Below are 23,846 nucleotides of genomic sequence, written 5' to 3' on the forward strand. Positions count from 1 at the left end.
GGGCCTCGTCCTCGCGCTTCCCCCCGGAGGGGGCGCCCCGGGACGGGCCGGACGGACCGGCCCGCGCCACGAGGCGCCGTCAGGCGATGCGCTCCAGCACCACCGGCGACGCCGTGTACGGCGTGCCCGCCGCGGCGATGTCGTACGAGCCCTCCACCGCCTGGAGGGCGTAGGCGAAGCGGTCCGGGGTGTCGGTGTGGAGGGTCAGGAGGGGCTGGCCCTCGGTGACCGTGTCGCCCGGCTTGGCGTGGAGCTCGACGCCCGCCGCCGCCTGCACCGGGTCCTCCTTGCGGGCGCGGCCCGCGCCGAGACGCCAGGCGGCGATGCCGACGTCGTAGGCGTCGAGGCGGGTCAGGACGCCCGTGGCGGGGGCCTTGACGACGTGCTGCTCCCGGGAGGTCGGCAGGGGGGCGTCGGGGTCGCCGCCCTGGGCCGCGATCATGCGGCGCCAGACGTCCATCGCGGAGCCGTCGGCGAGGGCCTTCGCCGGGTCGGCGTCCTTCACGCCGGCCGCGTCGAGCATCTCGCGGGCGAGCGCGAGGGTCAGCTCGACGACGTCCGCCGGGCCGCCGCCCGCCAGGACCTCCACCGACTCGCGGACCTCGAGGGCGTTGCCCGCGGTCAGGCCCAGCGGGGTCGACATGTCCGTGAGGAGGGCGACGGTCCGCACGCCGTGGTCGGTGCCGAGGCCCACCATCGTCGACGCCAGTTCGCGCGCGTCCTCGATCGTCTTCATGAAGGCGCCGGTGCCGACCTTGACGTCCAGGACCAGCGAGCCGGTGCCCTCGGCGATCTTCTTGGACATGATCGAGGAGGCGATCAGCGGGATCGCCTCGACCGTGCCGGTGACGTCCCGCAGGGCGTACAGCTTCTTGTCGGCGGGGGCGAGGCCGTCACCCGCCGCGCAGATCACCGCGCCGGTGGTGTCCAGCACGTGCAGCATCTCCTCGTTGGAGAGCAGGGCGCGCCAGCCGGGGACGGACTCCAGCTTGTCGAGCGTGCCGCCGGTGTGGCCGAGGCCGCGGCCGGAGAGCTGCGGGACGGCCGCGCCGCAGGCGGCGACCAGCGGCGCCAGCGGGAGCGTGATCTTGTCGCCGACGCCGCCCGTCGAGTGCTTGTCGGCGGTCGGGCGGGACAGGGACGAGAAGTCCATGCGCTCGCCGGAGGCGATCATCGCGGCCGTCCAGCGGGCGATCTCCCGGCGGTTCATGCCGTTGAGCAGGATCGCCATGGCGAGCGAGGACATCTGCTCGTCGGCGACCTCGCCGCGGGTGTACGCGTCGATGACCCAGTCGATCTGCTCGTCGCTGAGCTCACCGCGGTCCCGCTTGGTGCGAATGACGGAGATGGCGTCCATGGCCATGGCTTTCCTTCCGAGGTGCAGAAGACAGTCCAGAAGAGGACGTTCCGGAAAATCCGTGACGTGCGCGGCCCCTCCGCCCGGTCGAGCCGGTCGGAGGGGCCGCGGGGGGATTACTTGAGGTGGTCCGGGCCGAAGGCCTGCGGGAGCATCTCGGCCAGCGGGAGGATCCCGGCCGGCGTCTCCAGCAGCAGCTCCGGGCCGCCGAACTCGTACAGCAACTGGCGGCAGCGGCCGCACGGGACGAGGATGTCGCCCCGGCCGTCCACGCACGTGAAGTGCGTGAGCCGGCCGCCGCCGGTGCGCTGCAGCTCCGAGACCAGCCCGCACTCGGCGCACAGGCCGATGCCGTAGGAGGCGTTCTCGACGTTGCAGCCGGAGACCGTGCGGCCGTCGTCGACCAGGGCCGCGACGCCGACCGGGTAGCCCGAGTAGGGGGCGTACGCGTGCGACATGGCGTCGCGGGCCAGTTCGCGCAGCTTGTCCCAGTCGACCGCGGAGGCGGCCGCGGCCGGGGTCACTTGCCCTGTCCCTTCCGGTACGGCAGGCCGTCCGCCTTCGGCATGCGCAGGCGTTGGGCCGACAGCGAGAGCACCAGCAGGGTGACGAGGTACGGGGCGGCCGAGACGACCTGGCGCGGGACCTCGTCCACGCTGGCGTACCAGAAGAACATCACGGCCGAGACCACCAGGGTGACGACGGCGGAGACGTACTTCTTCTGCCAGGCCAGGTAGGCCGCGCCGAACACCAGCAGGATCGCCAGCAGCAGGATCAGCGCGTGGACGTTGGTGGTGCCGCCGCGCAGGTTGAGGCTGTCGGTGTAGCCGAACAGGCCGGCGCCGAGGGCGAGGCCGCCCGGCATCCAGTTGCCGAAGATCATCGCGGCGAGGCCGATGTAGCCGCGGCCGGCGGTCTGGCCGTCCAGGTAGACGTTCGAGGCCACGATGGACAGGAACGCGCCGCCGAGGCCGGCGAAGCCGCCCGAGATGATCACGGCGATGTACTTGTACTTGTAGACGTTCACGCCGAGGGACTCGGCCGCGACCGGGTTCTCGCCGCAGGAGCGCAGGCGCAGGCCGAAGGCGGTGCGCCACAGCACGTACCAGGTGGCCGGGACGAGGGCGACCGCGACGACGGTGAGCGGCGAGAGGTTGGTGACCAGGCCGCCGACCAGGCCCGCGACGTCGGAGACCAGGAACCAGTGCTTCTCGTTCAGGGTCTCCAGCCAGCCGGACAGGCCGGGGACGTCGAAGGTGCCGAGCGACTCGATCGGCGGGGACTGCTTGGAGGAGCCCTGCGGGGCGTCCTCGAAGGTGAACTTCGACAGGTAGCGGGTGGTGCCCAGCGCCAGGATGTTCAGCGCCACACCGGAGACGATGTGGTTGACGTTGAAGGTCACGGTGGCGACGGCGTGCAGGACGGCGCCGAGCGCGCCGCCGATGATGCCGAAGGCGACACCGGTCCAGGGGCCCCACTGGTAGCCGGCCCAGGCGCCGAACCAGGTGCCGAGGATCATCATGCCCTCGAGGCCGATGTTGACGACGCCCGCGCGCTCGGCCCACAGACCGCCGAGGCCGGCCAGGCCGATCGGGACGGCCAGGCGCAGGGCGGTGGACATCTGGCCGGTCGAGGTGATGCCGTCCGCGCCGCTGATCAGGCGGACGACCGAGGTGAGGACCAGCACGCCCGCGATGACCAGCAGGAGTACCGGGAGAGACATGCGGCGGCCGCCCTTGCCGGGCTGCTTCGCCTGCGGCTTGGCGATGGTCGCGGTGGACATCAGGCCGCCACCTCCTTCTTGGCGTTGTTGTTGGCGGCCTGGGCGGCGAGCTCGGCGCCGACCCGCTTCTGCTGGCGGCGCAGACCCCACTGGCGCACGAACTCGTAGGAGATGACGACCGCGAAGACGATCAGCCCCTGCATGATCGTGGCGATCTCCTTCTCGTACGCGACCGGGGTCGCGTAGTCGAGGGCGGGGGAGGTCTTCTCCAGGAAGGCCCACAGCAGGGCGGCGAGGGCGATGCCGCCGGGGTTGTTGCGGCCGAGCAGGGCGATGCCGATGGCGGTGAAGCCGAGGCCGGCCGGGAAGCTGAGGCTGTAGGTGTGCGCGGAGCCGAGCAGCAGCGGCAGACCGGACAGGCCGGCGACGGCGCCCGAGATCAGCATCGCGGTGAGGACCATGCGCTTGGCGTTGACGCCGGAGGCGGCGGCGGCCGTCTCGGACTCGCCGGTGGCGCGCAGGTCGAAGCCGAAGCGGGTGCGGTTGAGCACGATCCAGTAGCCGATGCCGAGGGCGACGGCGAGGAAGACCAGGCCGTAGATCTCGCCGACGTCCTCGCCCAGGTCGATGCCGGGCACCCAGCCGGACTCCTTCATCTCGCCGGTGGTGACGTTGTCGCCGACCAGGACGCCGAAGTTGTCGCGGAGGGTGAGGTAGCCGATGAGGCTGGTGGCGATCGCGTTGAGCATGATCGTCGCGACGACCTCGCTGACGCCCCGGGTGATCTTCAGGACGCCCGCGATGCCCGCCCAGAACGCGCCGGTGAGGGCGCCGACGAGGAGCAGCAGCGGGATCTGGAGGAAGGACGGGAGCGCCACGTGCGCGCCGACCACCGCGACCATCACGGCGGCGAGGCGGTACTGGCCGTCGACGCCGATGTTGAACAGGTTCATGCGGAAGCCGAGGGCGACCGCGAGCGCCGCGATGTAGTACAGCGAGGCCTGGTTGATGATCAGGACCTGGACGTCGGAGTAGGGGATCTGCTCCAGCATCAGGCTGTACGGCTCGAACGGGTTCTTGCCGGAGGCGATCAGCACGACCGAGGTCAGCAGGATCGCCGCGACGAGCGCGATGACCGGCCCGGCCACCGCGAGGAGCAGCCGCTCCTTGTCGAACTTCTTCATCGGGCCTCGTCCTCCGGGGCGGCTTCTTCTTCGACGTGCTCGAGGTGCCCGGACGCGGCACCGGTCATGGCCGACCCCAGCTCCTCCGGGGTGATGGTGGCGGGGTCGGCGTCGGCGACCAGCCTGCCGTCGTAGATCACCCGCAGGGTGTCCGACAGGCCGATGAGCTCGTCCAGGTCGGCGGAGATCAGCAGCACGGCCAGGCCCTCGCGGCGGGCCTCGCGGATGCGGTCCCAGATCTGCGCCTGCGCGCCGACGTCCACACCGCGGGTGGGGTGGGCGGCGATCAGGAACTTCGGGTCGTGGCTCATCTCGCGGCCGACGATCAGCTTCTGCTGGTTGCCGCCGGACAGGGAGGCGGCGGTGACGTCGATGCCGGGGGTGCGGACGTCGTACTCCTCGACGATCCGGCGGGTGTCGGCCTGGGCGCCCTTGGGGTCGAGCCAGAAGCCCTTGGCGTTGGGCTTCTCGGTGACGTGGCCGAGGATCCGGTTCTCCCAGAGGGGGGCCTCCAGGAGCAGGCCCTGGCGGTGGCGGTCCTCGGGGATGTAGCCGACGCCGGACTCGCGGCGCTTGCGGGTGGGCCAGGGGGTGATGTCCTCGCCGAGGAAGGCGATGGTGCCGGAGTGGGCGTGCTTGGTGCCGATCAGGGCGTCGATCAGCTCGGTCTGGCCGTTGCCCTCGACACCCGCGATGCCCATGACCTCACCGGCGTGGATGGTGAAGGTGACGTCGTCGAGGACGCGTTTGACGTCGCCGCCGCCCGCGAACTCGGTGAGCCCCTCGCCCGCGGGCTCCTCCTCCCAGCCGACGGAGGCGCCGCCGCCGGCGTAGACGGTGAGGTTCCTGACCTCGAGGACCGGCCGGTCGGTGACGGTGGACTCGGCGGTCTCCGGGGTGGGCAGCTCGCTGCCCACCATCATCTCGGCGAGCTGGCGCGGGGTGGTCTCGGAGGGGACGGCCGTGCCGACGGTCGTGCCGCGCCGGATGACGGTGATGTCGTCGGCGACGGAGAGCACCTCGCCCAGCTTGTGGGAGATGAAGATGACGGAGAGGCCCTCGGACTTCAGCTCGCGCAGGTTGGCGAAGAGCGCGTCGACCTCCTGCGGGACGAGCACGGCGGTCGGCTCGTCGAGGATGAGGGTCCGGGCGCCGCGGTAGAGGACCTTGAGGATCTCCACGCGCTGGCGGTCGGCGACGCCGAGGTCCTCGACCAGGGCGTCGGGGCGGACGCCCAGGCCGTAGCGGTCGGAGATCTGCTGGATCTTCTTGCGGGCGCCGCCGCCGATGCCGTACAGCTTCTCGCTGCCCAGCACCACGTTCTCCAGCACGGTCAGGTTGTCCGCGAGCATGAAGTGCTGGTGGACCATGCCGATGCCGCGGGCGATGGCGTCGGCCGGACTGCCGAAGCTCACCTGCTCGCCGTCGACCGCGATGGTGCCCTCGTCCGGCTTCTGCATGCCGTAGAGGATCTTCATCAGGGTGGACTTGCCGGCGCCGTTCTCGCCGACGAGGGCGTGCACGGTGCCCTTGCGCACGGTCAGGTGGATGTCGTGGTTGGCGACGACACCGGGGAATCGCTTGGTGATGCCCGCGAGCTCTACCGCGACTGTCGACGGGGCGGTGAGCGGAGGGCTGCTGGACGCGTCGATGGCGCACTCTCCTCGGGAAAGGGGCCGCTCTACGCGCGTAGCGCCCCTGCTGTAAATAGTGCCCGGAGTTGATCGACCTTGATCGAATTTCCGATCGGACGTCGATCCGTTCCGAGCATTCTGCCGCGCGAACGGGGCGCAGGAAGGTCATCCTTCCCGTGCCCCGTTCCCGGGCGGTAACGCTGTCATCACAGCGCCCTTTTGGCCATGCCTTCGACAGGTCTACGACAGGCCCACGACTCCGGCGGTCAGGAGGTCTTGACCTTGATGGTGCCGTTCTTGATGGCCTCCGCGGCCTTGTTCACGGCGTCCTGGATCTCCTTGTTGCCGGAGAAGGACGGGTTGGAGTTCGCCAGGCTCACGCCGCCGTTGGAGAGGCTGCCGCGGATGACGCCGGACTGCGGCTTGCCCTGCTCGACGGACTTGGCCAGCTCGTAGACCGCGCCCTCGACGTTCTTCATGGCCGAGGTCAGGATCGAGGCCTGGTACGCCTTCAGCGCGTCCTGCTTGTACTGGTCGGAGTCGACGCCGATGGCCCAGACCTTGTTGGCGCTGGCGGCCTTGATGACGCCCTGGCCGGACAGGCCGGCGGCGGCGTAGACGACGTCCGCACCGGCGTCGATCTGGCCCTCGGCGGCGCTCTCGCCCTTGTCCGGGCTGGAGAAGCCGCCCTCGGCGGCGGTCTCGGTCAGGTACTGCTCCTTGACCGTGACGCCCTTCTTGGTGTCCTGGACGCCCTGCTTGAAGCCGGCCCCGAACTTGTGGATCAGCGGGACGTTCACACCGCCGATGAAGCCCACCACGTTGGACTTGGTGGCCTTGGCGGCGGCGACGCCGGCCAGGTAGGAGGCCTGCTCCTCGGAGAAGACGAGGTCGGCGACGTTGTCGGCCTTGGTCTGCTCGTCGTCCACGATGCCGAAGGTGGTCTTCGGGAACTTGGCCGCGGCCTCCTTGACGGCCGGCGCGTAGGCGAAGCCGACGCCGATCACCGGGTTGTAGCCCTGCTTGGCGAGGTTCTCCAGGCGCTGCACCTTGTCCGCGTCGGACTCGCCGTCCTGCGGCTCCACGGCGGTCGACTTGAAGCCGAACTCCTTGTCGGCCTTCTCCATGCCCGCGGTGGCGGCGTCGTTGAACGACTGGTCGCCCTTGCCGCCGACGTCGTACGCGAGGGCCAGGCCCAGGTTCTTGTCGTCGCCGCTGCCCGCGGACGACTTGGACGAGCTTCCGCAAGCGGAAACGGTGACGGCAAGGGCTGCGGTCGCAACACCCGCAACCGCGATACGGGACACCCGGCGCATGGAACGAGACTCCTTCGTGCAAGCGCCCTACCAGGCGCTGGTTCCGCCGCAGCGTAACGCGCGTAGACCTGACGGAAAAACCCTTCTGTCCGGTCCGTTACCGAGCTGTGGCCACACTCACCGTCCAGTATTACGGACAGCGAAGCGCCCCTTGCGGGAGGCAAGGGGCGCTGGGCTGCGAGGACGCCCGCGGGGGCGCGGAAGGGACCGGTCCGGGGCCGGTCGCGGCCCCGGGAGAGGCGTTACTTGGTGTTGACGGTGACCTTGCCGTCGACGATGTCCTTCTTGGCCGCCTCCACGGCGGCGACGACGTCGGCCATGGCCTGGTACTTCGGGTTGGAGTCGGCGAAGCCGACGCCGTCGTTGGAGAGGCTGCCGCGGACCACGCCGGTCAGGGGCTTGCCCTCGTAGACGGACTTCGCCAGGTCGTAGACCGCGCCGCCGACGTTCTTCAGGGCGGAGCCGAGGATGTAGTCCTTGTACGCGGCGAGCGAGCTCTGGCTGTACTGGTCGGAGTCGACGCCGATGGCCCACACCTTCTTGCCGGCGGCCTCGGAGATCACGCCCTGACCGGAGAGGCCGGCCGCGTGGTAGATGACGTCGGCGCCGGCGTCGATCTGGCCGCCGGCGCCCGCCTTGCCCTTGTCGGGGCTGGAGAAGCCGCCCTCCTGGGGGGTCTCCGTGAGGTACTGCGACTCGATCTTGATGTTCGGGTCGACCGACTTGGCGCCCTGGACGTAGCCGGCCTCGAACTTGTGGATCAGCGGGATGTTCACGCCGCCGATGAAGCCGATGTGGCCCTTCTTGGAGGCCTTGGCGGCGGCGACGCCGGCCAGGTAGGAGGCCTGCTCCTCGTGGAAGACCATGTCCGCGACGTTCTTGGCCTGGACGGTCTCGTCGTCGATGATCCCGAAGGTGGTGTCCGGGAACTTCGCGGCGACCTCCTTGACGGCCGGCCCGTAGATGTAGCCGACGCCGATCACCGGGTTGTAGCCGGCCTGGGCGAGCTGGGTGAGGCGCTGGACCTTGTCCGCGTCCGACTCGCCGTCCTGGGGCTCGACGTCCCGGCCGCCCATCTTGAATTCCTTGTCGGCCTTCTGGAAGCCGGCGTAGGCGGCGTCGTTGAACGACTGGTCGCCCTTGCCGCCGATGTCGTAGGCGAGGCCGATGCCCTTGCCGGAGTACTTGCCGGACTCCTTGTCACCGGCCTTCGAGCCGGAGCTCGACTCGCCGCAGCCGGCGGCCGCGAGCGCGACGACCGCGACGGCCACCGCTGCCTGGGAGAATCTGGTCCTCCGAGATATCAGACGCACAGCAAGCACCCCTTCGTCCCCGCGGCGCCGTCGAACGGCCCGCGTGTCCCCAATAGGCGCCTCCGGTGCGGCTCCCCAACAGGCCGTTTCCGGTGGCGATTTCGCGCACAGTAACGCGCGTAGAAGGGGAGGGGAACGGGGTTCCTCGCGGCCGTTATCGATTCGTGCCGCCCCCGCGTCACGGCCGGGTCCCCCCGGTTACGCCCCGGTGACACCAGCGGACGAAGGGGGGCCTTTCGGGCGTTCCCTCCGTCCGGGCCGGGGCGGCCGGGCCGCCGGGGCGCTCAGGCGACCCGGTTCGCCGCGTCGAGCAGCGCGGCGGCGGTGAACAGCTCCACACCGACCTTGATCGCGCGCTCGTCGGCGTCGAAGTCGCCCTGGTGCAGGTCGCGGACGGTGCGCTCGCCGGGGTGGCGCACGCCGAGGCGGGCCATGGCCCCGGGCACGCGCTCCAGGTACCAGGAGAAGTCCTCGCCGCCGAGGCTCTGCTCGGTGCCCTCGACGGACGCCTCGCCGTGCCGGGCGACCATGGCCTCGCGCAGCAGGCCGGTGACGTCGGCGTCGTTGACGACCGGGGGGACGCCGCGGACGTAGTTGATCTCGGACTTGGCGCGGTGCAGGTTGGCGACCTCGTCGATCGCGGCGACCACGAGGTCGGGCGCCTGCCGCCAGGCCTCGATGTCCAGGCAGCGCACGGTGCCCGACAGTTCGGCGTGCTGCGGGATCACGTTCGGGGCGTGGCCGCAGTCGATCCGGCCCCAGGTCACCGCGAGCCCGGCGCGCGTGTCCACGCGGCGGCCGACGAGCGCGGGGACGTCGGTGACGACCCGGGCGGCGGCGGTGACGAGGTCGGTGGTCAGGTGCGGGCGGGCGGTGTGGCCGCCGGGCCCGTCCAGGGCGATCTCCAGGCGGTCGCAGGCGGAGGTGATCGGGCCCGTCCGCAGGCCGATCAGGCCGGCGTCGACCCGGGGGTCGCAGTGCACGGCGATGATCCGGCCGACGCCGTCCAGGGCGCCGTCCTCGATGGCGTCGGCGGCGCCGCCCGGCAGCACCTCCTCGGCGGGCTGGAAGATCAGCCGGACCGGTCGCGGCAGCAGGCCCTGGCGGTGCAGGTCGGCGAGGACGAGGCCGGCGCCGAGGACGACGGCGGTGTGCACGTCGTGGCCGCAGGCGTGCGCGCGGTCGGGCACCTTCGAGCGGTACGCGCACTCGCTCTTGGTGTCCGGGATGGGCAGCGCGTCGATGTCGGCGCGCATCGCGAGGACGGACGTGCCGTCCGCCCAGTCGCCGATGTCACAGATGAGTCCGGTGCCGGCGGTCAGGACGCGTGGCTTCAGGCCCGCCCTCTCCAGGCGTTCCTTGATGGCTGCGGTCGTGCGGAACTCCTGGTTGCCCAGCTCCGGGTGCATGTGCATGTCGCGACGGAAGGCGACGAGCTCGGCGTACAGGGATTCCGGCAGGGTGCCGGGGAGCACGGCTCCCCCGGTGGAATCGGCCTCGGACTCTCGGGACATCAGTTGCTTCACCCTCTGAAGGGTAGGACGCCGGGGCGGTCAACTGACCCGATCAACAAAAGTTCAACCCGTTCGGGGAGAAATAGTTGGCCGCGCGGCGCATGGCTGGTGTTCGCGATGGGTAAACTCGGCCGGCTTCGCCCGAGTGGATCTTGGCATCCGGACCCATCTCTCTGTTTTCCTCTCCTCCACGGATACCACGCGTCACGGCAAGCACGCCGTGGTTGTCCAGGTACCGGAACCCCTCGGAGGGTCCGGATCCCGGAAGCATCACCTCCGGGCGCCGGTTCCGCCACGCCGCGCGCGGGGGGAGGGCCGGGTGGGAACGGTGTCCGCATGGCGTCCGTCACACCGGCCTCGGCGGCGGAGCGGAGGTGGGCGTGCGGCTGCGGGCCCGCCCCGGAGCCGCCGGCGAGGGCCGCGCTGCGGAGCCTCGCGTTCCTGACCGTGGGCGGGCCGGTGACCCCGCTCCTGGCCGGGTGGCTGCCGGGAGGGCTGGTGCGGGCGGCCGGACGGTGGTGGCGGTGGTGGCAGGGGGACGGGCCGGCGCCGGAGCCCGGGACCACGGGCGCGCGGGGGCGCGCTGCGGGAGGCCGGGCCGCGGGAGGCCGGGGCCGAGGAAGGCTTCTTCGCCGGGTTCGGCCGTTGGGAGGAGGAACGGCCGGGGTGAGGGGCGTGGGGCGCGCGCCGGGATCGGGCGGCGGGGCGGCGTGCGACCCGGTGCCGTGGGGCCGAGGCCGGGTGGTCGGTCCGTTCTTGTTCAGGCCGTGTTCAGCGTCGCCAGCCGGTCCGCTCCGCGGGCCGTTCCCGTGACGCCGGAGAGGAAGCCCCGGGCTCGCGGCGAGGCGTGGGAGGTGAGCCAGGCGGGGTCGATGTCGCAGACGGCGACGCGGACGCCGGTGCCGGCGAGGGCCAGGGGCAGGGTGTGGACGACGGTGGAGGGGAAGCTGAGGACGGTGCGGCCGATGGGGCCGCGGCGGGCGATCAGCTCCAGGGGGAGGTCGGGGCGGACCACCTCCAGGCCGGTCTGCGCGGCCAGCCGGTGGAGTTTGTCGGCGCTCTCGCGGCGGTGGGCGAAGTAGCGCGAGGCGCCGTGGGTCCCGGCGAGGACGCCGACGGCGTGCAGGTAGCGGTCGCCGTCGACGACGCCCGTCTCGACGAGGGACGTCCCGACCAGGTCCGCGCCCCTCGTCACGCGCGGCGGACCGAACCGCTCCCGGGTCCAGGCGAAGGCGTTGGCGGTGACCGTCACGCCGGCGGGGGCGTCCGCGATCGGCATGGCGGAGAAGACCTCCACCCGCCGGTCCCCGCCGGGTGTCAGACGGCGGCGGGCGGAGGCGGACACCGGGGCGAGGAGCAGGTCGCGGGGGCCGGGCCGGCCGCCCTTGCGGTGCCAGCGCACCAGCCGTTCGCCGCGGGCGAGCTGGCCCACGAACTCCATCGTCGCCGTGCCGTCGTCGACGACGACGAGATCGGCGGCGCGGGTGACGGCCAGCAGGAGCTGGACGTAGCGGGAGAAGGGGTCCCCCATGACGACCCGTTCGGCCCCGCGCAGCAGGGAGGCGAGGCCGCCGATGGTGCGGAAGGGGGCCGCGGCGCCGGCGCGGGCCTCCTCCCAGCGGACCTCGTGGCCCTCGTCGCGGGCCAGTTCGGCCATGCGGCGCAGCTGGCCGCGGGTCATCGGGTCGTTCGGGGACAGGACGACGAGGGTGAACCCCGCGCCGGGCTCCGCCCGGGGGCGGAGGTTCTGGGCACGCGCCCACTCCAGGACGTTCAGGAGCTGCACCGGGCTCTCGACGAACGCGAGGGTGCGGGGGGCGGTGCCGGGGTTCCCGGCGCGAGGGCTCATCGTCGTACGACCGTTCCGTGAGGCACCCGTGGCGGTGGAGGGGGTTCCGGGGTCAGACCGCGACGGGCTCGCCGGCGGCCGCGGCGATCTCCGCCTCGGCGACGACACCGGCCACGCGGCGCAGCTTCTTCATCGGGCCGAGCTCGGAGTCGTAGATCCTCTTGACGCCGTCGCCGAGGGAGGCCTCGATGGTGCGGATGTCGCGGACCAGGCGCGCGAGGCCCTGCGGCTCGACGGAGGCGGCCTGGTCGGAGCCCCACATGGCGCGGTCGAGGGTGATGTGGCGCTCGACGAAGGTGGCGCCGAGGGCGACCGCGGCGAGGGTGGTCTGCAGGCCGGTCTCGTGGCCGGAGTAGCCGATCGGGACGTTCGGGTACTCGGCCTGGAGGGTGTTGATGACGCGGAGGTTGAGCTCCTCGGCCTTCGCCGGGTAGGTCGAGGTGGCGTGGCAGAGCAGGATGTTCTCGCTGCCGAGGACCTCGACCGCGTGGCGGATCTGCTGGGGGGTGGACATGCCGGTGGACAGCACGACCGTGCGGCCCGTGGCGCGCAGGGTGCGCAGCAGGTCGTCGTCCGTGAGGGAGGCGGAGGCGACCTTGTGCGCCGGGACGTCGAACTTCTCCAGGAAGGCGACGGCCTCGGTGTCCCAGGGGGAGGCGAACCAGGCGATCCCCTTGTCCTTGCAGTACGCGTCGATCCGGCGGTACTCGTCCTCGCCGAACTCGACGCGGTGGCGGTAGTCGATGTACGTCATCCGGCCCCAGGGCGTGTCGCGCTCGATGTCCCACTGGTCGCGCGGGGTGCAGATCTCCGGGGTGCGCTTCTGGAACTTGACGGCGTCGCAGCCGGCCTCGACGGCCACGTCGATGAGCCGGAAGGCGTTCTCCAGCTCGCCGTTGTGGTTGATGCCGATCTCGCCGCAGACGTAGACGGGGTGGCCGGGACCGGCGGTGCGCTGACCGAACCGGCGCAGGCGGGAGTTGGTGCTCATGTCAGGGGGTTCCTTACTCGGGGAGGGGAGCGGAGGAGTCGAGGGAGGGGCCGAGGAGCCAGCCGGCGATCTCCCGGATCGCGCCGTCGCCACCGGGGAGCGCGGTGACCGCGCGCGCGGCGCCGCGTACGGCGTCGTGGGCGCTCGCGACCGCCACGGGCCAGCCGACGAGGGTGAAGCAGGGGAGGTCGTTGACGTCGTTGCCGACGTAGAGCACGCGCTCCGGCGCGATGCCCTGCTCGTCGCACCACTGCTTGAGTGCGAGGTCCTTGCGGTCGACGCCGTGCAGCACGGGGAGCCTGAGCTTGCGGGCGCGGGCGGCGACGACCGGGTTCTGTTCCGTGGACAGGATCAGCATCCGCAGCCCGCTTCTGCGCAGGGCCGCGATGCCGAGTCCGTCGCCTCGGTGCACGGAGACGAACTCCCGTCCGTCGGCGTCGATCAGCACCCGGTCGTCGGTCTGGGTGCCGTCGAAGTCGAGGACGACCGCGTCGACGTCCCCGGCGGTCGGCAGGGCGCCGAGGGGGGTCCCCCCGCCCGGGCGGAGCCGGGAGTGGGGGAGGCCGGCGTCGAACAGCGGCGCCAGCGCCCGGGCCCGGGCGAGGTCGTGCGGGTCGTCGATCTCCAGCACCCGGGCGGGGTCGGTGCGGACGAGGTCGGTGCGGCCGAAGAAGCGGTGGCCGTGGGCGCGGAAGCCGGCCGCGTCCATGGCGTAGGCGGCGCCGGTCTCCAGGAGGTCCTGGGGGCGGTCCTGGCGGCGGGGGCGGTGCGCCTTGTCGTGGTTGACGCCGTGGCCGCCGGCGCCGGCCGTACCGGTACCGTCGCCGTCGCCGTCGCCGTCGCGCCACACGAACCCGTGGAACGGGGCCACGGTCACCGCCGTGTCCGCGCCGTTCTCGACGACGGCCGCGGCGACCCCGTCGACGTCCTCGCGGACCAGGAACGGGCTGGTGCACTGCACCAGCAGCACCGTGTCGACGCGCACCCCGTGCAGGGCCTCGTGGCTGTCCAGGGCGTGCAGGACCGCGGCCTCCGAGGTGGCCGTGTCGCCGGCGATGGCGGCCGGCCGCAGCACGACCTCGGCCCCGGCCTCCCGGGCCGCCGCCGCGATCGTCCGGTCGTCGGTGGACACGACGACGTCCGTCACCAGACGGGCCGCCCGGCACGCGCGCACCGCCCGCGCCACCAGCGGCACTCCGCCGACGGGAGCGAGGTTCTTCGCGGGGACGCCCTTGGAGCCGCCGCGCGCGGGGATCACGGCGAGCACGCGGCGCGCCCCCGCCTGGGAGTGGGACATGGCTGGGACTCCTCGACGTCGCGGACGGTCACGCTCGGCGTCGCCCCCGGCGGCGGTCACGGCGCCCGCCGGGCGCTCCCCCGCGTGGCGGCCGGCGCTCACAGCTCCCCCATCCGCCGGACGACCGGCGCCACGCGCTGCACCCCGTGCCGGTAGGCGCCGCGGGCGGCGCGGCGGACGATGCGGCGGACCGGGCCGGGTTCCGCGTCGGCGGCCGGGGCTCCGGGCAGGGGGCTGCCGTCGGGGGCGAGGTGGTGGCGGGCGAGGATGCCGGGGAGGTAGCCGGGCGCGGTGGCGGGTGTGTAGTAGGGGGTGAGCGGGGGCAGTCCGCCGGGCCGGGCGAGGAGGCGGGCGATGCGTTCGCGGGCCGTGTCGAAGGCCCGCTCGTACGCGCCGTCGGCCGCCACGCCCTGGCGGGCCACCCACTCCTCGTCGGCCGCCGGCCGGTGGCCGGCGTCGAGCTGGTCCCAGGAGGCGAGGCAGCCGGAGCCGACGAAGTGGTGGTTGCCGAGGGCCTCGCGGATGCCGAGGTCGGTGAGGACCACGGTGGGGATCCGGCGGTGGAGGGATTCGAGGGCCGCGGTGGAGCTGACCGTGACCATGAGGTCGGCGCGGTCCAGGACCTCGCCCATGTTGCCGTACACCAGGCGGAAGTTGGCCGGCGGGTCGATCCGCTGGACCAGCTTCTGGTACGGCAGTTCCTCGAGGTGGGTGGTGTGTTCGCCCGGCCGGGAGCGGAGTTTGAGGAGCACCTCGCGCTCGGGGTGCAGCCGGGCGTGCCGGACGAGCCGGTCGAGCAGGTACGCGCGGTCCTTGCGGCTCTCCGGCACGGAGGGCTGGGCGGCGAACACCACCGTGTACGGGTCGTGTTCGCCGGTGTACGGGGTGCCGCCCAGGAACGGCAGGGCCACCTCGGTCACCGGGGCGGCGTCGGCGCCCACGCCCTCGTACACCGCGCGGAAACGTTCCGCGTCCTGTCGCGAGTTGGCGAGGACGAGGTCCGCGCCGTGCCGCAGCAGCAGGCCGTCGGCGAGCTTCTCGTAGACGACGCCGACGTAGCCGGTGACGACGACGGGCCGCTCGCCGGTGCCCTCCCAGATCCGCTTCAGCCCGTGCAGGACCGCCTGGACGCCCCCGCCGACCAGTGCGAGGACGAGGACGTCGTAGGACTCCCGCGCCATGACGCGCAGGAACTCGACGGCCGTGACCTCGCGCAGGGAGTCGGCGCGCACGCCCACCTCGGCCAGCTGGCGGGGGGTGGGGGTGGCGCGGCCGCGCAGCAGGAACCCGTCCAGGACGGGAGCCGGTGCGGGGGCGGCGTGCGCGCCGCCGCGCGACCCGGCGTCCGCGGACGGCGCCGTGCGCCCGCCCGGGGCGATCCGGCCCGCGGTCGACGCGCCCCATTTCCAGCGGGTGTCGGAGTCCGCGAGCACGGCGATCCGGGGAGGATTCGAAGGACTGGCTGGCACGGCGAAGACGCTAGAAAGCAAATCCCGTGGTTGGCCCAACCTCGAATCAACGGGAAGTTAACAGCGCGCCACCGGAGCCGGAACCGGCTCGCCGGACGCCGGGCAATACACGGGATGCACCGATCCGACACATCGCGTTCATCCACCGGACGGACAGCGGAAATTTCCGTTGCCGGGCCTGCTCCTAGGCTTTCGCGGGTGCCGAAGCTTTCCGTGATCGTGCCGTTCTACAACGTGCAGCAGTACGCGCCCGACACCCTCAGGAGCCTGCGCTCGAACGCGCGTGAGGACATCGAGTTCGTCCTGGTCGACGACTGTTCGACCGACGCGACCTCGGACATCCTCGAACGCGCGGTGCGCGAACTGCCGGGCGCGGTGCTGGTCGGACACGAGAGGAACGAAGGGCTCGCGACCGCGAGAAACACCGGCATCGACACAGCGCGCGGCGATTATCTGACTTTTCTGGACGGCGACGACTGGCTCGCTCCCGGATATCTCCCGCAGCTCCTCGCCGCCATCGAGGAACTGGGCTGCGATTTCGTCCGCACCGACCACGTGCAGTGCACCGGACGGGCGCGCGGCATTCACCGGGTCCCGCACGGCCGCCGGTCGACGGTGCTGAATCCGCGGGAGGCGATCCTGCCCGCCGACCGGTCCACCTCGGTGGACTACGCCTATGCCTGGGCCGGTGTCTACGACCGCCGGCTGGTCGACCGCGGGCTGCTGCACTTCACCGACGGACTGCGGACGGCCGAGGACCGGCCGTGGATCTGGAAGCTCCACCGGGAGGCGGACACCTTCGCCGTGGTGGGGCTGCTGGGCGTCCACTACCGGCGCGGTGTGGCCTCCTCGCTCACCCAGATCGGCGACGTGCGCCAGCTGGACTTCCTCCGCGCCTTCGACCAGGTGGTCGAGGAGACGGCGCGCGATCCCGAGGCGGACAGGTTCCTGCCCAAGGCGGTGCGCACCTACTGCGCGATCATGGCGCACCACCTCGGCTCGGCCGGGAGGTTCGAGCCCGCCGTGGCCCGGAAGCTGCGCTCGTTGTGCGCCGCGGCCCTGAGGAGGCTGCCGCAGGACCTCCTGGCGGAGGTCATGGACACGATGGACGCCGAGCGGGCCGGCAGGCTGCGGCGCGTACGGCGCCGACCGGTCGCGGCGCGCACGACGGCGGCGCGGACGGTGGCCGTCTGATGCCCCGCACGACCCGGATCTTCTGCGTGTCCACCCTGTTCGGCGCCGCGACCCTGGCCGCCGCCCTCGACGCGGGACTCTTCGCACCGACCGACCGCCGGCTGCTGCTGGTCACCAACAACGCGGCCAATCCGGAGACCACGCCGTCCGTCGACGCCATGCCGGGCTTCGCCCGGATCCGTGAGCGCTTCGACGAGGTGCTGTCCTGGAACGAGACCGTCTCCCCCTTCCACCCCGGTGGCTGGGGACCGCGCGGGGACGACATCCCGCTGTGGGAGCGGTACGTACGGCTGCTGTGGGGCCTCGGCGACGACGAGGTGCACCTGGCCGTGGAGTCGATCCAGGTGAATCCGTCGCTGGCGCTGTGCCAGCTGTTCACCGGCGCCCCCGTCGACGTCTACGCCGACGGCCTCATGAGCTACGGCCCCACGCGCGACAAGCTCGACCCGCTGGTCGGCACCCGGGTCGGCCGGCTGCTGCACCTCGACCTGGTGCCGGGGCTCACCCCGCTGCTGCTCACCGAGTTCGGCGTGCCGCCGGTCCTGGTGCCGTCCGAGGTGTTCCTGAAGGTGCTCGGCGAACTGGCCGAGGCGGAGACCGGGCCGGCCGCTCCGGCCGAGCCGCCCGCCCTGCTGCTCGGGCAGTACCTGTCGGCGCTCGGCATCCTCGGCGACGCCGAGGAGGAGGAGCTGCACCTGCGCATGGTGCGCGGGGCGGTGGCGCTCGGGCACCGCCGGCTCGTCTTCAAGCCGCACCCCACGGCGCCCGCCCGCTGGTCCCGGCTGCTGGAGGACGAGGCGGCGGGGCTGGGCGCCGAGCTCACCCTGCTCGACCGGCCGGTCCTCGCGGAGGTGGCCTACCAGCGGTTGCGGCCCGCCCTCGTCGTCGGCTGTTTCTCCACCGCCCTGCTGACCGCCGCCGGCCTGTACGGCCTCCCGGTCGCCCGGGTCGGCACCGACACCGTGCTGGCCCGGCTCGCGCCCTACCAGAACAGCAACCGGGTGCCCGTCACCCTCGTCGACGCGCTGCTGCCGGACCTGGCGGACGGGCCCGCGGTGAAGGCGTGGACCATGCCGTCGGCGGAGCGGGTGGAGGAGCTGGCCGCGCTGCTCAGGGCCGTCGGCTTCGCAATGCAGCACAGGATCCACCCGGGGCTGCGCGGCGACGCGGAGCGCTACCTGTCCGCGCACCTGAACGCGCACACCTGGCGCTACTTCACCCGCCGGCGGCTGGCGGCGCTGGCCCTCCCCGGCGCGGTCCCGGCGCGGCTCGCCTTCGTCCCGCGCAACGCGACCGTCCGCCGGCTCGCACGCCGGGCGCGGACGCTGAGGCGGAAGGCCGGCGGACGGTAGCGGCACGCCGGTTCACCGGATCGCCATCTCGGCGCTTCTCCCGGGTCAGCCGCTCCACATCCTTCACTCGTGGCAGGTGCCTAACGTGCGAGCGCAAGTTCCCGGCTCCCACGGAAGGTCCTCAGGATGAGCGCGGCTGACCAGGCCACGGCACCGGCGACACCACCGGCACCGTCACCGGCGTTCCGGCCGGATGCCCTCCTTCCCGACCGGGCTCCGGTCCGTCCCCGGACGGAGGGCCGGCTGCGCGCCCTGGACGGGCTGCGCCTGCTGGCGGCCCTGATGGTCTGCCTCTACCACTACGCCGGCAAGAACGGCGAGGTCGCGCAGTCCTGGTACCAGTCCCCCGCCGGGAAGTTCCCGACGCTGTCGCAGTTCGCCACCTACGGCAGCCTGGGCGTGCAGTTCTTCTTCCTGATCAGCGGGTTCGTGATCTGCATGAGCAGCTGGGGCCGGAGCACGGGCGACTTCTTCCGCTCCCGGGTCGCCCGGCTGTACCCGGCGTACTGGGCGGCGATCGTCCTGGTCACCGCCGCGTGCGTCCTGCTGCCGGTGGTCTCCGAGCCGCTCCGCTCGGACGAGGTGCTCGTCAACCTCACCATGCTCCAGCAGCCGATGGGGGTGCCCCGGGTGCTCGGCGTGGACTGGACGCTGTGGGTGGAGGTGCGCTTCTACGCCCTGTTCGCGCTGTTCGTGGTCTGGCGGGGCGTCACCTACCGCCGGGTGGTGACGTTCTGCCTCCTGTGGACGCTGGCCGGCGTCTTCGCCCGGGTCGCCGACCATCCGCTGACCGACCAGCTGGTGATGCGCGACCACGCGCCGTACTTCATCGGCGGCCTCGCCCTGTACCTGATCCACCGCTTCGGCAGCGACCTGCTGCTGTGGGGCATCGTGGCGTTCAGCTTCCTGCTGGGGCAGCGCTACTCGGTCACGGCCCTGTGGCACCCGGGGGCGCAGGGCGCCTTCCACCGCGATCCGCACGTCATCCAGCTGATCGTCCTCGTCGCCTTCGCCGCGGTCGCCGCGGTGGCGCTGGGCTGGACGAGCCGGGCGAACTGGCGCTGGCTGACGGTGGCCGGGGCGCTGACGTACCCCTTCTACCTGATCCACGAGCACCTGGGCTGGTTCTTCATCCGGGTGCTGTACCGCGGGGCCGGGCTGAGCCCGTACGTCACGCTCGCCACGACCGTGCTGTCCCTGCTGGGGATCGCCTGGCTGCTGCACCGGTTCGTGGAGAAGCCGTTCGGGCCGCGGCTGAAGCGGGCGCTCCGCACACCGCGGGGAGCGCGGGGATAGCTCCGCCGGGAGCGCCGGGAGAAGAGCGGGGCGGGTCGCGCCCAGGCGCCCGGAGCCGTGTGCCGGCACGGCCCCGGGCGGTCGAGGGGTGCGCCCCTCACGCCCGCAGCCGGCGCACCGCCTGCCGGACGACCGGGTGGCGGCGCAGCGCCTCGGCCCGTACCGGGGCGCCGCCGGGCAGCCGCAGGCTCGTCAGGCGGCGCCGCTTGAAGTAGCGCCCGTACTCGGCCAGGTGGGCCGTGAGCCAGGTCGCCGCCTCCTCGCGCAGGGCGTGGTGCCTGCGGGACTGCATGCAGTAGCCCACGGCCCGCACCAGCGGCGTCAACTCCTCGGCCAGGACATCGAGTTCGAGGGGCGTGATGGGGTCCGCCCGCTCCGCGTCCGGCAGCGCCGCGTCGATGACGGTGAGCGGGATGCGGTTGCTGTTCTCGTACGGCGTGATGCGGTCCAGGAGCAGCTCGGTGCCGACGCGGGCGACGGGGATGCCGTAGAAGGCGGCGGCGGTCATCAGGGCCGTGGAGAAGCAGCCGATGACGAGCTTCGGCTTCAGGAACGCGAAGACCGTCTCGGCGAGGACGGGTTCGTTCAGCACGGTGAGCCGCACGCCGAGTTCCCGGGCGGCCACCTCCAGGGACTCGTCGTAGGCGGCGGGGGCGCTCGGGTGCGGCTTGAACAGCACGTCCCGGTGGCCCGCGCGGGCGGCGGCGCGCAGCATGCGCAGGTGCAGCCGCTCCTCCTCGTCCTGGGTGATCAGGTCGATGGCGGAGAGGTACTGGCCGAGGAGCACGGCGGTGGGCGGGGCGCCGGCCGGGAGGCGTTCGGCGAGGAGGCCGGCGCCGGACTCGCCGATCTGCGCGAGGACGTCGACGATCGCCTCGTTCGGCACCGTCTCCGGCCGGACGCCGTACTCGGACAGCAGCATCGGCCGCAGGCCGGGCACCAGGTCGAGGTGGAGGACGCGGACGATACGGCTGCTCAGGCCGTGCGGGAGGCGGTTGCGGGTGGGGCCGTAGCTCATCAGGCCGTCCGCGTAGACGTGGATCGGGCTGTCCGCGAAGATGTCGGCGACCGCGCGGGAGGGGTTGGCCTGGATCGACTCGCAGGCGATCTCGACCGGCTCGTCGCCCAGGTCCCAGGCGAGGCGCACGGCCTTCTCCCAGAGCGGGGCGTCCTGGGCCCGCGGCGACCAGCCGGCCGGGTGGTGCGGGGAGATGAACTCGTTCCAGGAGCGCACCTCGTCGAACTCCGGGCGCAGCTTCTCGAAGCCGGCCATCCGGTCCAGCGGCGTGCCGACCTCCGGTACGGCGGCGGTGTCGCTGACGACGAGGACGCGGCGGACGCCGTCGCGCGGGCCGAACCGGCCGGCGCGGATCGCGGCGGTGACGGTCGCGGCCGCGTACTGGGTGGCCGAGAAGAACAACTGGATCATGCCGCCGCTCCCTTCAGGCCGCCCCGGACCCGGCGCAGCACGCGTACGCGTTCCTCGCCCATCCCCACCACGGCCTCGCTCAGTTCGTCGTCGTCCATCCGGCCCAGCGCCTCGGCGGCCAGCCGCTTCAGCCGCGCGGCCACACCGCGCTCGAACCGGCCCCGGTCGAGCAGCTGGTGGGCGATGACGACGCAGTAGTCGCGCAGCGCCTTCGTGCGCAGCCGGCCGGCCTCGGGGTCGTCGGCGAGCCCGGCGAGGACGAGGTCGAAGGCGCGGAAGAAGTCCAGCTGGCGCACATCGCCGATCTGGGTGAGCGAGCCGGCGACGCCCCGGCGGTAGAAGACCCCGTGCAGGCCGGAGACGACGTAGGACTCCGCCCTGCGGTGCAGGTCCCAGATCCACGGGCGGTCCTCGGCGGTGCGCAGTCCGTCGGGGAAGCGGAGCATGCCCCGGTCGAGGAGGCGGCGGTGGTAGACGCCGGCCCAGGCGTACGGGTAGTCGACCATCGTGGTGTCGTCGACGGGGAGGATGGAGGTGCGCGGGTCCAGCGGGGTGTCGCGGCGGCCCTCGGGCGCCCGGTGCACGGCCCGTTCGACGCCCGTGACCTGGACGTGGTCGGTGCGGACGAAGTCGACGTCGAACCGCTCGATCACGTCCACCAGCCGGGCCAGGTGGCCCGGCGCCAGCCAGTCGTCGCCGTCGAGGAAGGTGAGGTAGCGGCCTTCCGCCACGTCGATCCCGGTGTTGCGCGCGGTCGCCAGTCCGCCGTTCCGCTCGTGCCGGATCACCCGGCTGTTCGGGAGCCGCTCCGTCAGGGCGAGGAGGGCCTCGTACGTCCTGTCCTTGGTGGACCTGTCCTCGACGAAGAGGAACTCGAAATCGTCCCGGGCGTTGTTGACCAGGCTGGTCACGGTTTCCGGCACGTACGACTCGATGTTGTAGCAGGGGACGACGACGGACAGGGTTGTCTGGTTGGCCACGGGTGCGCACCTGAATTCTCAGCGGAAAGTCGCATGATCCTAAGAAAGCGAGATCTGAAGGACGGATAACTCCGTGCCCTCGCGAGGAGAACTCCGGATGAAGAGGCGGTGACTCATCCCTCCGGCGTTTCACCGCCCCGTTTTCCCCGGGGAATCGGATGCTAGGTTCGCGCACGTGACCGAATTCCCGGCATCCCGTCGGCCGCGCCTCACCTCTCCCGCGGGGTGGACCACCGTCCTCACCACCGCCGCGCTGCTGCTCCACACGACCCTCACCGCCGGCGTCTTCCTCGACCTGCGGTACGTGCTGGCCGCGCTGCGGACGACGGGGGCGAGCGGTCTGTCCCCCTCCGAGGTCTTCGTCCACCGGCCCTTCTTCTACCGCTGGCTGATCGCCGGCCTGGACTCCGTCACCGGCGGGTCCGACGCGGTGCGCGAAGCCCTCATGCGGCTCGTCGGGCTCGCCCTGTGTGCGGCCGCCGGTCTCCTCCTGCACCGTGCCCTGCGCCGCCGCCTGCCCGAGCGGGACGCGGTCCTCGTCGCGGGCCTGACCGGCCTCACCCTGGCCTTCGCGCCCGTCATCGACTACCTCCAGCCGGAGTGGTTCGCGATCGTCTTCGCGACGGGCGGCGTCGCCGCCGCGCTCGGCGTCCGCGACCGCCTCGGGGCCGTCGCGCTCGCCGCGCTGCCGCTCTCCCTCGCCGTGCTGATGAAGTACTCCACCGCCGGCACCGCCGCGATGGCGCTCCTGGTCGTCTTCGCCCTGGACCGCGTACGGGGCCTGCTGCTGGCCGCCGCGACCGCCGCCGGCACCGGCCTGCTGTTCGCGGTCAGCGCCTGGTCGGGCTCGCGCGAGCTGCAGTGGCTGCGCGACATGCCGCACATCAACGCGCACGCGCTGGGCGCCGACCCGATCGTCGTCCCGGACCTGCTCCAGCGGACCGCCGCGTACCTGGGCGACCGGATCGCGCTCACTCCGGTCCTCGCGCTGCTGCCCGGAGCGCTGCTGCTGTTCGCCGCCACCCTCCCGTCGCGCCGGCAGCGCGTCGAGGCCGTGCTCGTCACCCTGCTGCTCCTCGTCGTCGGCCTGGCCGTCGTGGTCTACCAGGGCAACTGGTTCGCGTACCACGGCGAGAGCCTGCCGGTGGTGGCCGCGGCCCTGACCGGCCTCGCGATCGGCCGCTGGTACGGACGGCACGGCCGCCCCCCGCTGTGCCTGACCGTGCTCGCGCTGTTGTACGGGGTGCTGACCCCGCTGCTCGCCCACGTCCGCGCGGACGTCGACGTGGACGTGCTCGCGTGGCTCGCCTCGGCCGCGGCCCTCCTCGCCGGCGCGGCGGACCTGCTGCGGGCGCGGGCGCCGCGGCCGCGCACCGGCCGTGTCCCGGTGGCGCTGCCCGTCCTCGCGCTGGTGGTGTGCCTGGCCGCGACCGTGTGGCCGACGTCGGGGGTCCGGGTGGTCCTCGGGCGCATCGTCACCACCAACGCGGAGCTGAAGGTGCAGGCGCGGGCGGCGCGGACCGCCGCGGAGCAGGTGGACGCCGAACTCCCGGCCGGGGCGGAGGTGCAGTACCTCGCCTTCGGGCAGCAGGCGTACTACCTCGGCCACCCGACCCCCTGCCGCTACCCCTTCCCCACGTTCTTCAACGTGCCCGAGCAGCTGACCGAGGTCCCCTCGCTCACCTCGACCCGGGAGAACGTCCGCTGCGTCACGCAGGAGCACCCGCCCGCCTACGCCGTCTACCAGCCGAGCTGGCTGTCGCTGGGCGTGATCGACCCGCGGATCGCCGCCGGCATCCGGAACACGTACAGGTGCCCGAAGCCGGAGGGGCGGCAGCTCGTGGTGTGCACCCTGCGCCGGCCGGAATGAGCCGGACCGCCCGGACGCGACGGGGAGGGCCCCGGCGGAGTGCTCCGCCGGGGCCCTCCCCGCTCGGTCCTCGCCGCC

General features: G+C 72.6%; 18 protein-coding genes. 4 read left to right on the forward strand and 14 right to left on the reverse strand.

The genetic code is table 11. The features are described from left to right. Positions 1-79 precede the first annotated feature (79 nt). The 12 genes from ACH4F6_RS33130 to ACH4F6_RS33185 all read right to left on the reverse strand — a co-directional run bounded on the left by ACH4F6_RS33130 (position 80) and on the right by ACH4F6_RS33185 (position 15,647). Positions 80-1,357: a thymidine phosphorylase gene (locus tag ACH4F6_RS33130; RefSeq protein ID WP_397964065.1), complete on the reverse strand. Its 1,278-nt coding sequence runs from the start codon at positions 1,355-1,357 to the stop codon at positions 80-82. Between the two features lie 116 nt (positions 1,358-1,473). Further along, positions 1,474-1,881, reverse strand: coding sequence for a cytidine deaminase (locus ACH4F6_RS33135; protein WP_397964066.1), 408 nt, complete (start codon positions 1,879-1,881; stop codon positions 1,474-1,476). After that, complete coding sequence (locus ACH4F6_RS33140; RefSeq protein WP_397964067.1) at positions 1,878-3,140, reverse strand: ABC transporter permease; 1,263 nt, start codon at positions 3,138-3,140, stop codon at positions 1,878-1,880. The genes ACH4F6_RS33135 and ACH4F6_RS33140 overlap by 4 nt, the downstream gene beginning before the upstream one ends. Continuing rightward, positions 3,140-4,264, reverse strand: coding sequence for an ABC transporter permease (locus ACH4F6_RS33145; protein ID WP_397964068.1), 1,125 nt, complete (start codon positions 4,262-4,264; stop codon positions 3,140-3,142). The genes ACH4F6_RS33140 and ACH4F6_RS33145 overlap by 1 nt, the downstream gene beginning before the upstream one ends. Further along, positions 4,261-5,916: an ABC transporter ATP-binding protein gene (locus tag ACH4F6_RS33150; protein WP_397964193.1), complete on the reverse strand. Its 1,656-nt coding sequence runs from the start codon at positions 5,914-5,916 to the stop codon at positions 4,261-4,263. Before ACH4F6_RS33150 ends, ACH4F6_RS33145 begins: the two co-directional genes overlap by 4 nt. Positions 5,917-6,164: 248 nt before the next feature. Then, a complete protein-coding gene (locus ACH4F6_RS33155; protein ID WP_397964069.1) occupies positions 6,165-7,214 on the reverse strand; it encodes a BMP family protein in 1,050 nt (349 codons plus the stop codon). 242 nt (positions 7,215-7,456) lie between these two features. After that, positions 7,457-8,518 (reverse strand): BMP family protein, encoded by a 1,062-nt coding sequence (locus tag ACH4F6_RS33160; RefSeq protein WP_397964194.1) that lies wholly within the window; start codon positions 8,516-8,518, stop codon positions 7,457-7,459. A 293-nt stretch (positions 8,519-8,811) separates the two neighbouring features. Then, positions 8,812-10,041, reverse strand: coding sequence for a M20 family metallopeptidase (locus ACH4F6_RS33165; RefSeq protein ID WP_397964195.1), 1,230 nt, complete (start codon positions 10,039-10,041; stop codon positions 8,812-8,814). A 760-nt stretch (positions 10,042-10,801) separates the two neighbouring features. Beyond that, entirely contained in the window at positions 10,802-11,890 is a 1,089-nt protein-coding gene (locus tag ACH4F6_RS33170) for a hypothetical protein (protein ID WP_397964070.1), read from the reverse strand. A gap of 52 nt (positions 11,891-11,942) precedes the next feature. Then, the gene (locus tag ACH4F6_RS33175; RefSeq protein WP_397964071.1) at positions 11,943-12,881 is read right to left on the reverse strand and encodes an N-acetylneuraminate synthase family protein; all 939 of its coding nucleotides are present in this window, start codon (positions 12,879-12,881) and stop codon (positions 11,943-11,945) included. Positions 12,882-12,894: 13 nt separating this feature from the next. After that, entirely contained in the window at positions 12,895-14,178 is a 1,284-nt protein-coding gene (locus tag ACH4F6_RS33180; RefSeq protein ID WP_397964072.1) for a cytidylyltransferase domain-containing protein, read from the reverse strand. A gap of 98 nt (positions 14,179-14,276) precedes the next feature. Beyond that, on the reverse strand, positions 14,277-15,647 hold the full coding sequence (locus ACH4F6_RS33185; RefSeq protein ID WP_397964073.1) for a DUF6716 putative glycosyltransferase: 1,371 nt from the start codon (positions 15,645-15,647) through the stop codon (positions 14,277-14,279). 198 nt (positions 15,648-15,845) lie between these two features. Between ACH4F6_RS33185 and ACH4F6_RS33190 the strand changes: the two genes are divergently transcribed. The 3 genes from ACH4F6_RS33190 (at position 15,846) to ACH4F6_RS33200 (ending at position 19,489) form a co-directional block, all read left to right on the forward strand. Further along, entirely contained in the window at positions 15,846-16,841 is a 996-nt protein-coding gene (locus tag ACH4F6_RS33190) for a glycosyltransferase family 2 protein (RefSeq protein WP_397964074.1), read from the forward strand. Next, positions 16,841-18,193, forward strand: coding sequence for a polysialyltransferase family glycosyltransferase (locus tag ACH4F6_RS33195; RefSeq protein ID WP_397964075.1), 1,353 nt, complete (start codon positions 16,841-16,843; stop codon positions 18,191-18,193). The genes ACH4F6_RS33190 and ACH4F6_RS33195 overlap by 1 nt, the downstream gene beginning before the upstream one ends. Before the next feature lie 126 nt (positions 18,194-18,319). Then, a complete protein-coding gene (locus ACH4F6_RS33200; RefSeq protein ID WP_397964076.1) occupies positions 18,320-19,489 on the forward strand; it encodes an acyltransferase family protein in 1,170 nt (389 codons plus the stop codon). 97 nt (positions 19,490-19,586) lie between these two features. Here the strand turns inward: ACH4F6_RS33200 and ACH4F6_RS33205 are convergent, their stop codons facing one another. Continuing rightward, a complete protein-coding gene (locus tag ACH4F6_RS33205) occupies positions 19,587-20,918 on the reverse strand; it encodes an alpha-2,8-polysialyltransferase family protein (protein WP_397964077.1) in 1,332 nt (443 codons plus the stop codon). After that, positions 20,915-21,898 (reverse strand): glycosyltransferase family 2 protein, encoded by a 984-nt coding sequence (locus tag ACH4F6_RS33210; protein WP_397964078.1) that lies wholly within the window; start codon positions 21,896-21,898, stop codon positions 20,915-20,917. The genes ACH4F6_RS33205 and ACH4F6_RS33210 overlap by 4 nt, the downstream gene beginning before the upstream one ends. 175 nt (positions 21,899-22,073) lie before the next feature. Here ACH4F6_RS33210 and ACH4F6_RS33215 point away from each other — a divergent pair, with 175 nt between their 5' ends. Beyond that, positions 22,074-23,768, forward strand: a complete 1,695-nt coding sequence (locus ACH4F6_RS33215) for a hypothetical protein (protein WP_397964079.1) — start codon at positions 22,074-22,076, stop codon at positions 23,766-23,768. The last annotated feature ends 78 nt before the right edge of the window (positions 23,769-23,846 follow it).

This window comes from Streptomyces sp. NPDC017936 (genome assembly GCF_044328485.1).
GTDB lineage: Bacteria > Actinomycetota > Actinomycetes > Streptomycetales > Streptomycetaceae > Streptomyces.

Coding starts and splice junctions, on each gene's coding strand:
- ACH4F6_RS33130 (WP_397964065.1), bottom strand. CDS start 1,357: ATGGACGCCATCTCCGTCATTCGCACCAAGCGGGACCGCGGTGAGCTC.
- ACH4F6_RS33140 (WP_397964067.1), bottom strand. CDS start 3,140: ATGTCCACCGCGACCATCGCCAAGCCGCAGGCGAAGCAGCCCGGCAAG.
- ACH4F6_RS33145 (WP_397964068.1), bottom strand. CDS start 4,264: ATGAAGAAGTTCGACAAGGAGCGGCTGCTCCTCGCGGTGGCCGGGCCG.
- ACH4F6_RS33155 (WP_397964069.1), bottom strand. CDS start 7,214: ATGCGCCGGGTGTCCCGTATCGCGGTTGCGGGTGTTGCGACCGCAGCC.
- ACH4F6_RS33165 (WP_397964195.1), bottom strand. CDS start 10,041: ATGTCCCGAGAGTCCGAGGCCGATTCCACCGGGGGAGCCGTGCTCCCC.
- ACH4F6_RS33170 (WP_397964070.1), bottom strand. CDS start 11,890: ATGAGCCCTCGCGCCGGGAACCCCGGCACCGCCCCCCGCACCCTCGCG.
- ACH4F6_RS33175 (WP_397964071.1), bottom strand. CDS start 12,881: ATGAGCACCAACTCCCGCCTGCGCCGGTTCGGTCAGCGCACCGCCGGT.
- ACH4F6_RS33180 (WP_397964072.1), bottom strand. CDS start 14,178: ATGTCCCACTCCCAGGCGGGGGCGCGCCGCGTGCTCGCCGTGATCCCC.
- ACH4F6_RS33195 (WP_397964075.1), top strand. CDS start 16,841: ATGCCCCGCACGACCCGGATCTTCTGCGTGTCCACCCTGTTCGGCGCC.
- ACH4F6_RS33200 (WP_397964076.1), top strand. CDS start 18,320: ATGAGCGCGGCTGACCAGGCCACGGCACCGGCGACACCACCGGCACCG.
- ACH4F6_RS33205 (WP_397964077.1), bottom strand. CDS start 20,918: ATGATCCAGTTGTTCTTCTCGGCCACCCAGTACGCGGCCGCGACCGTC.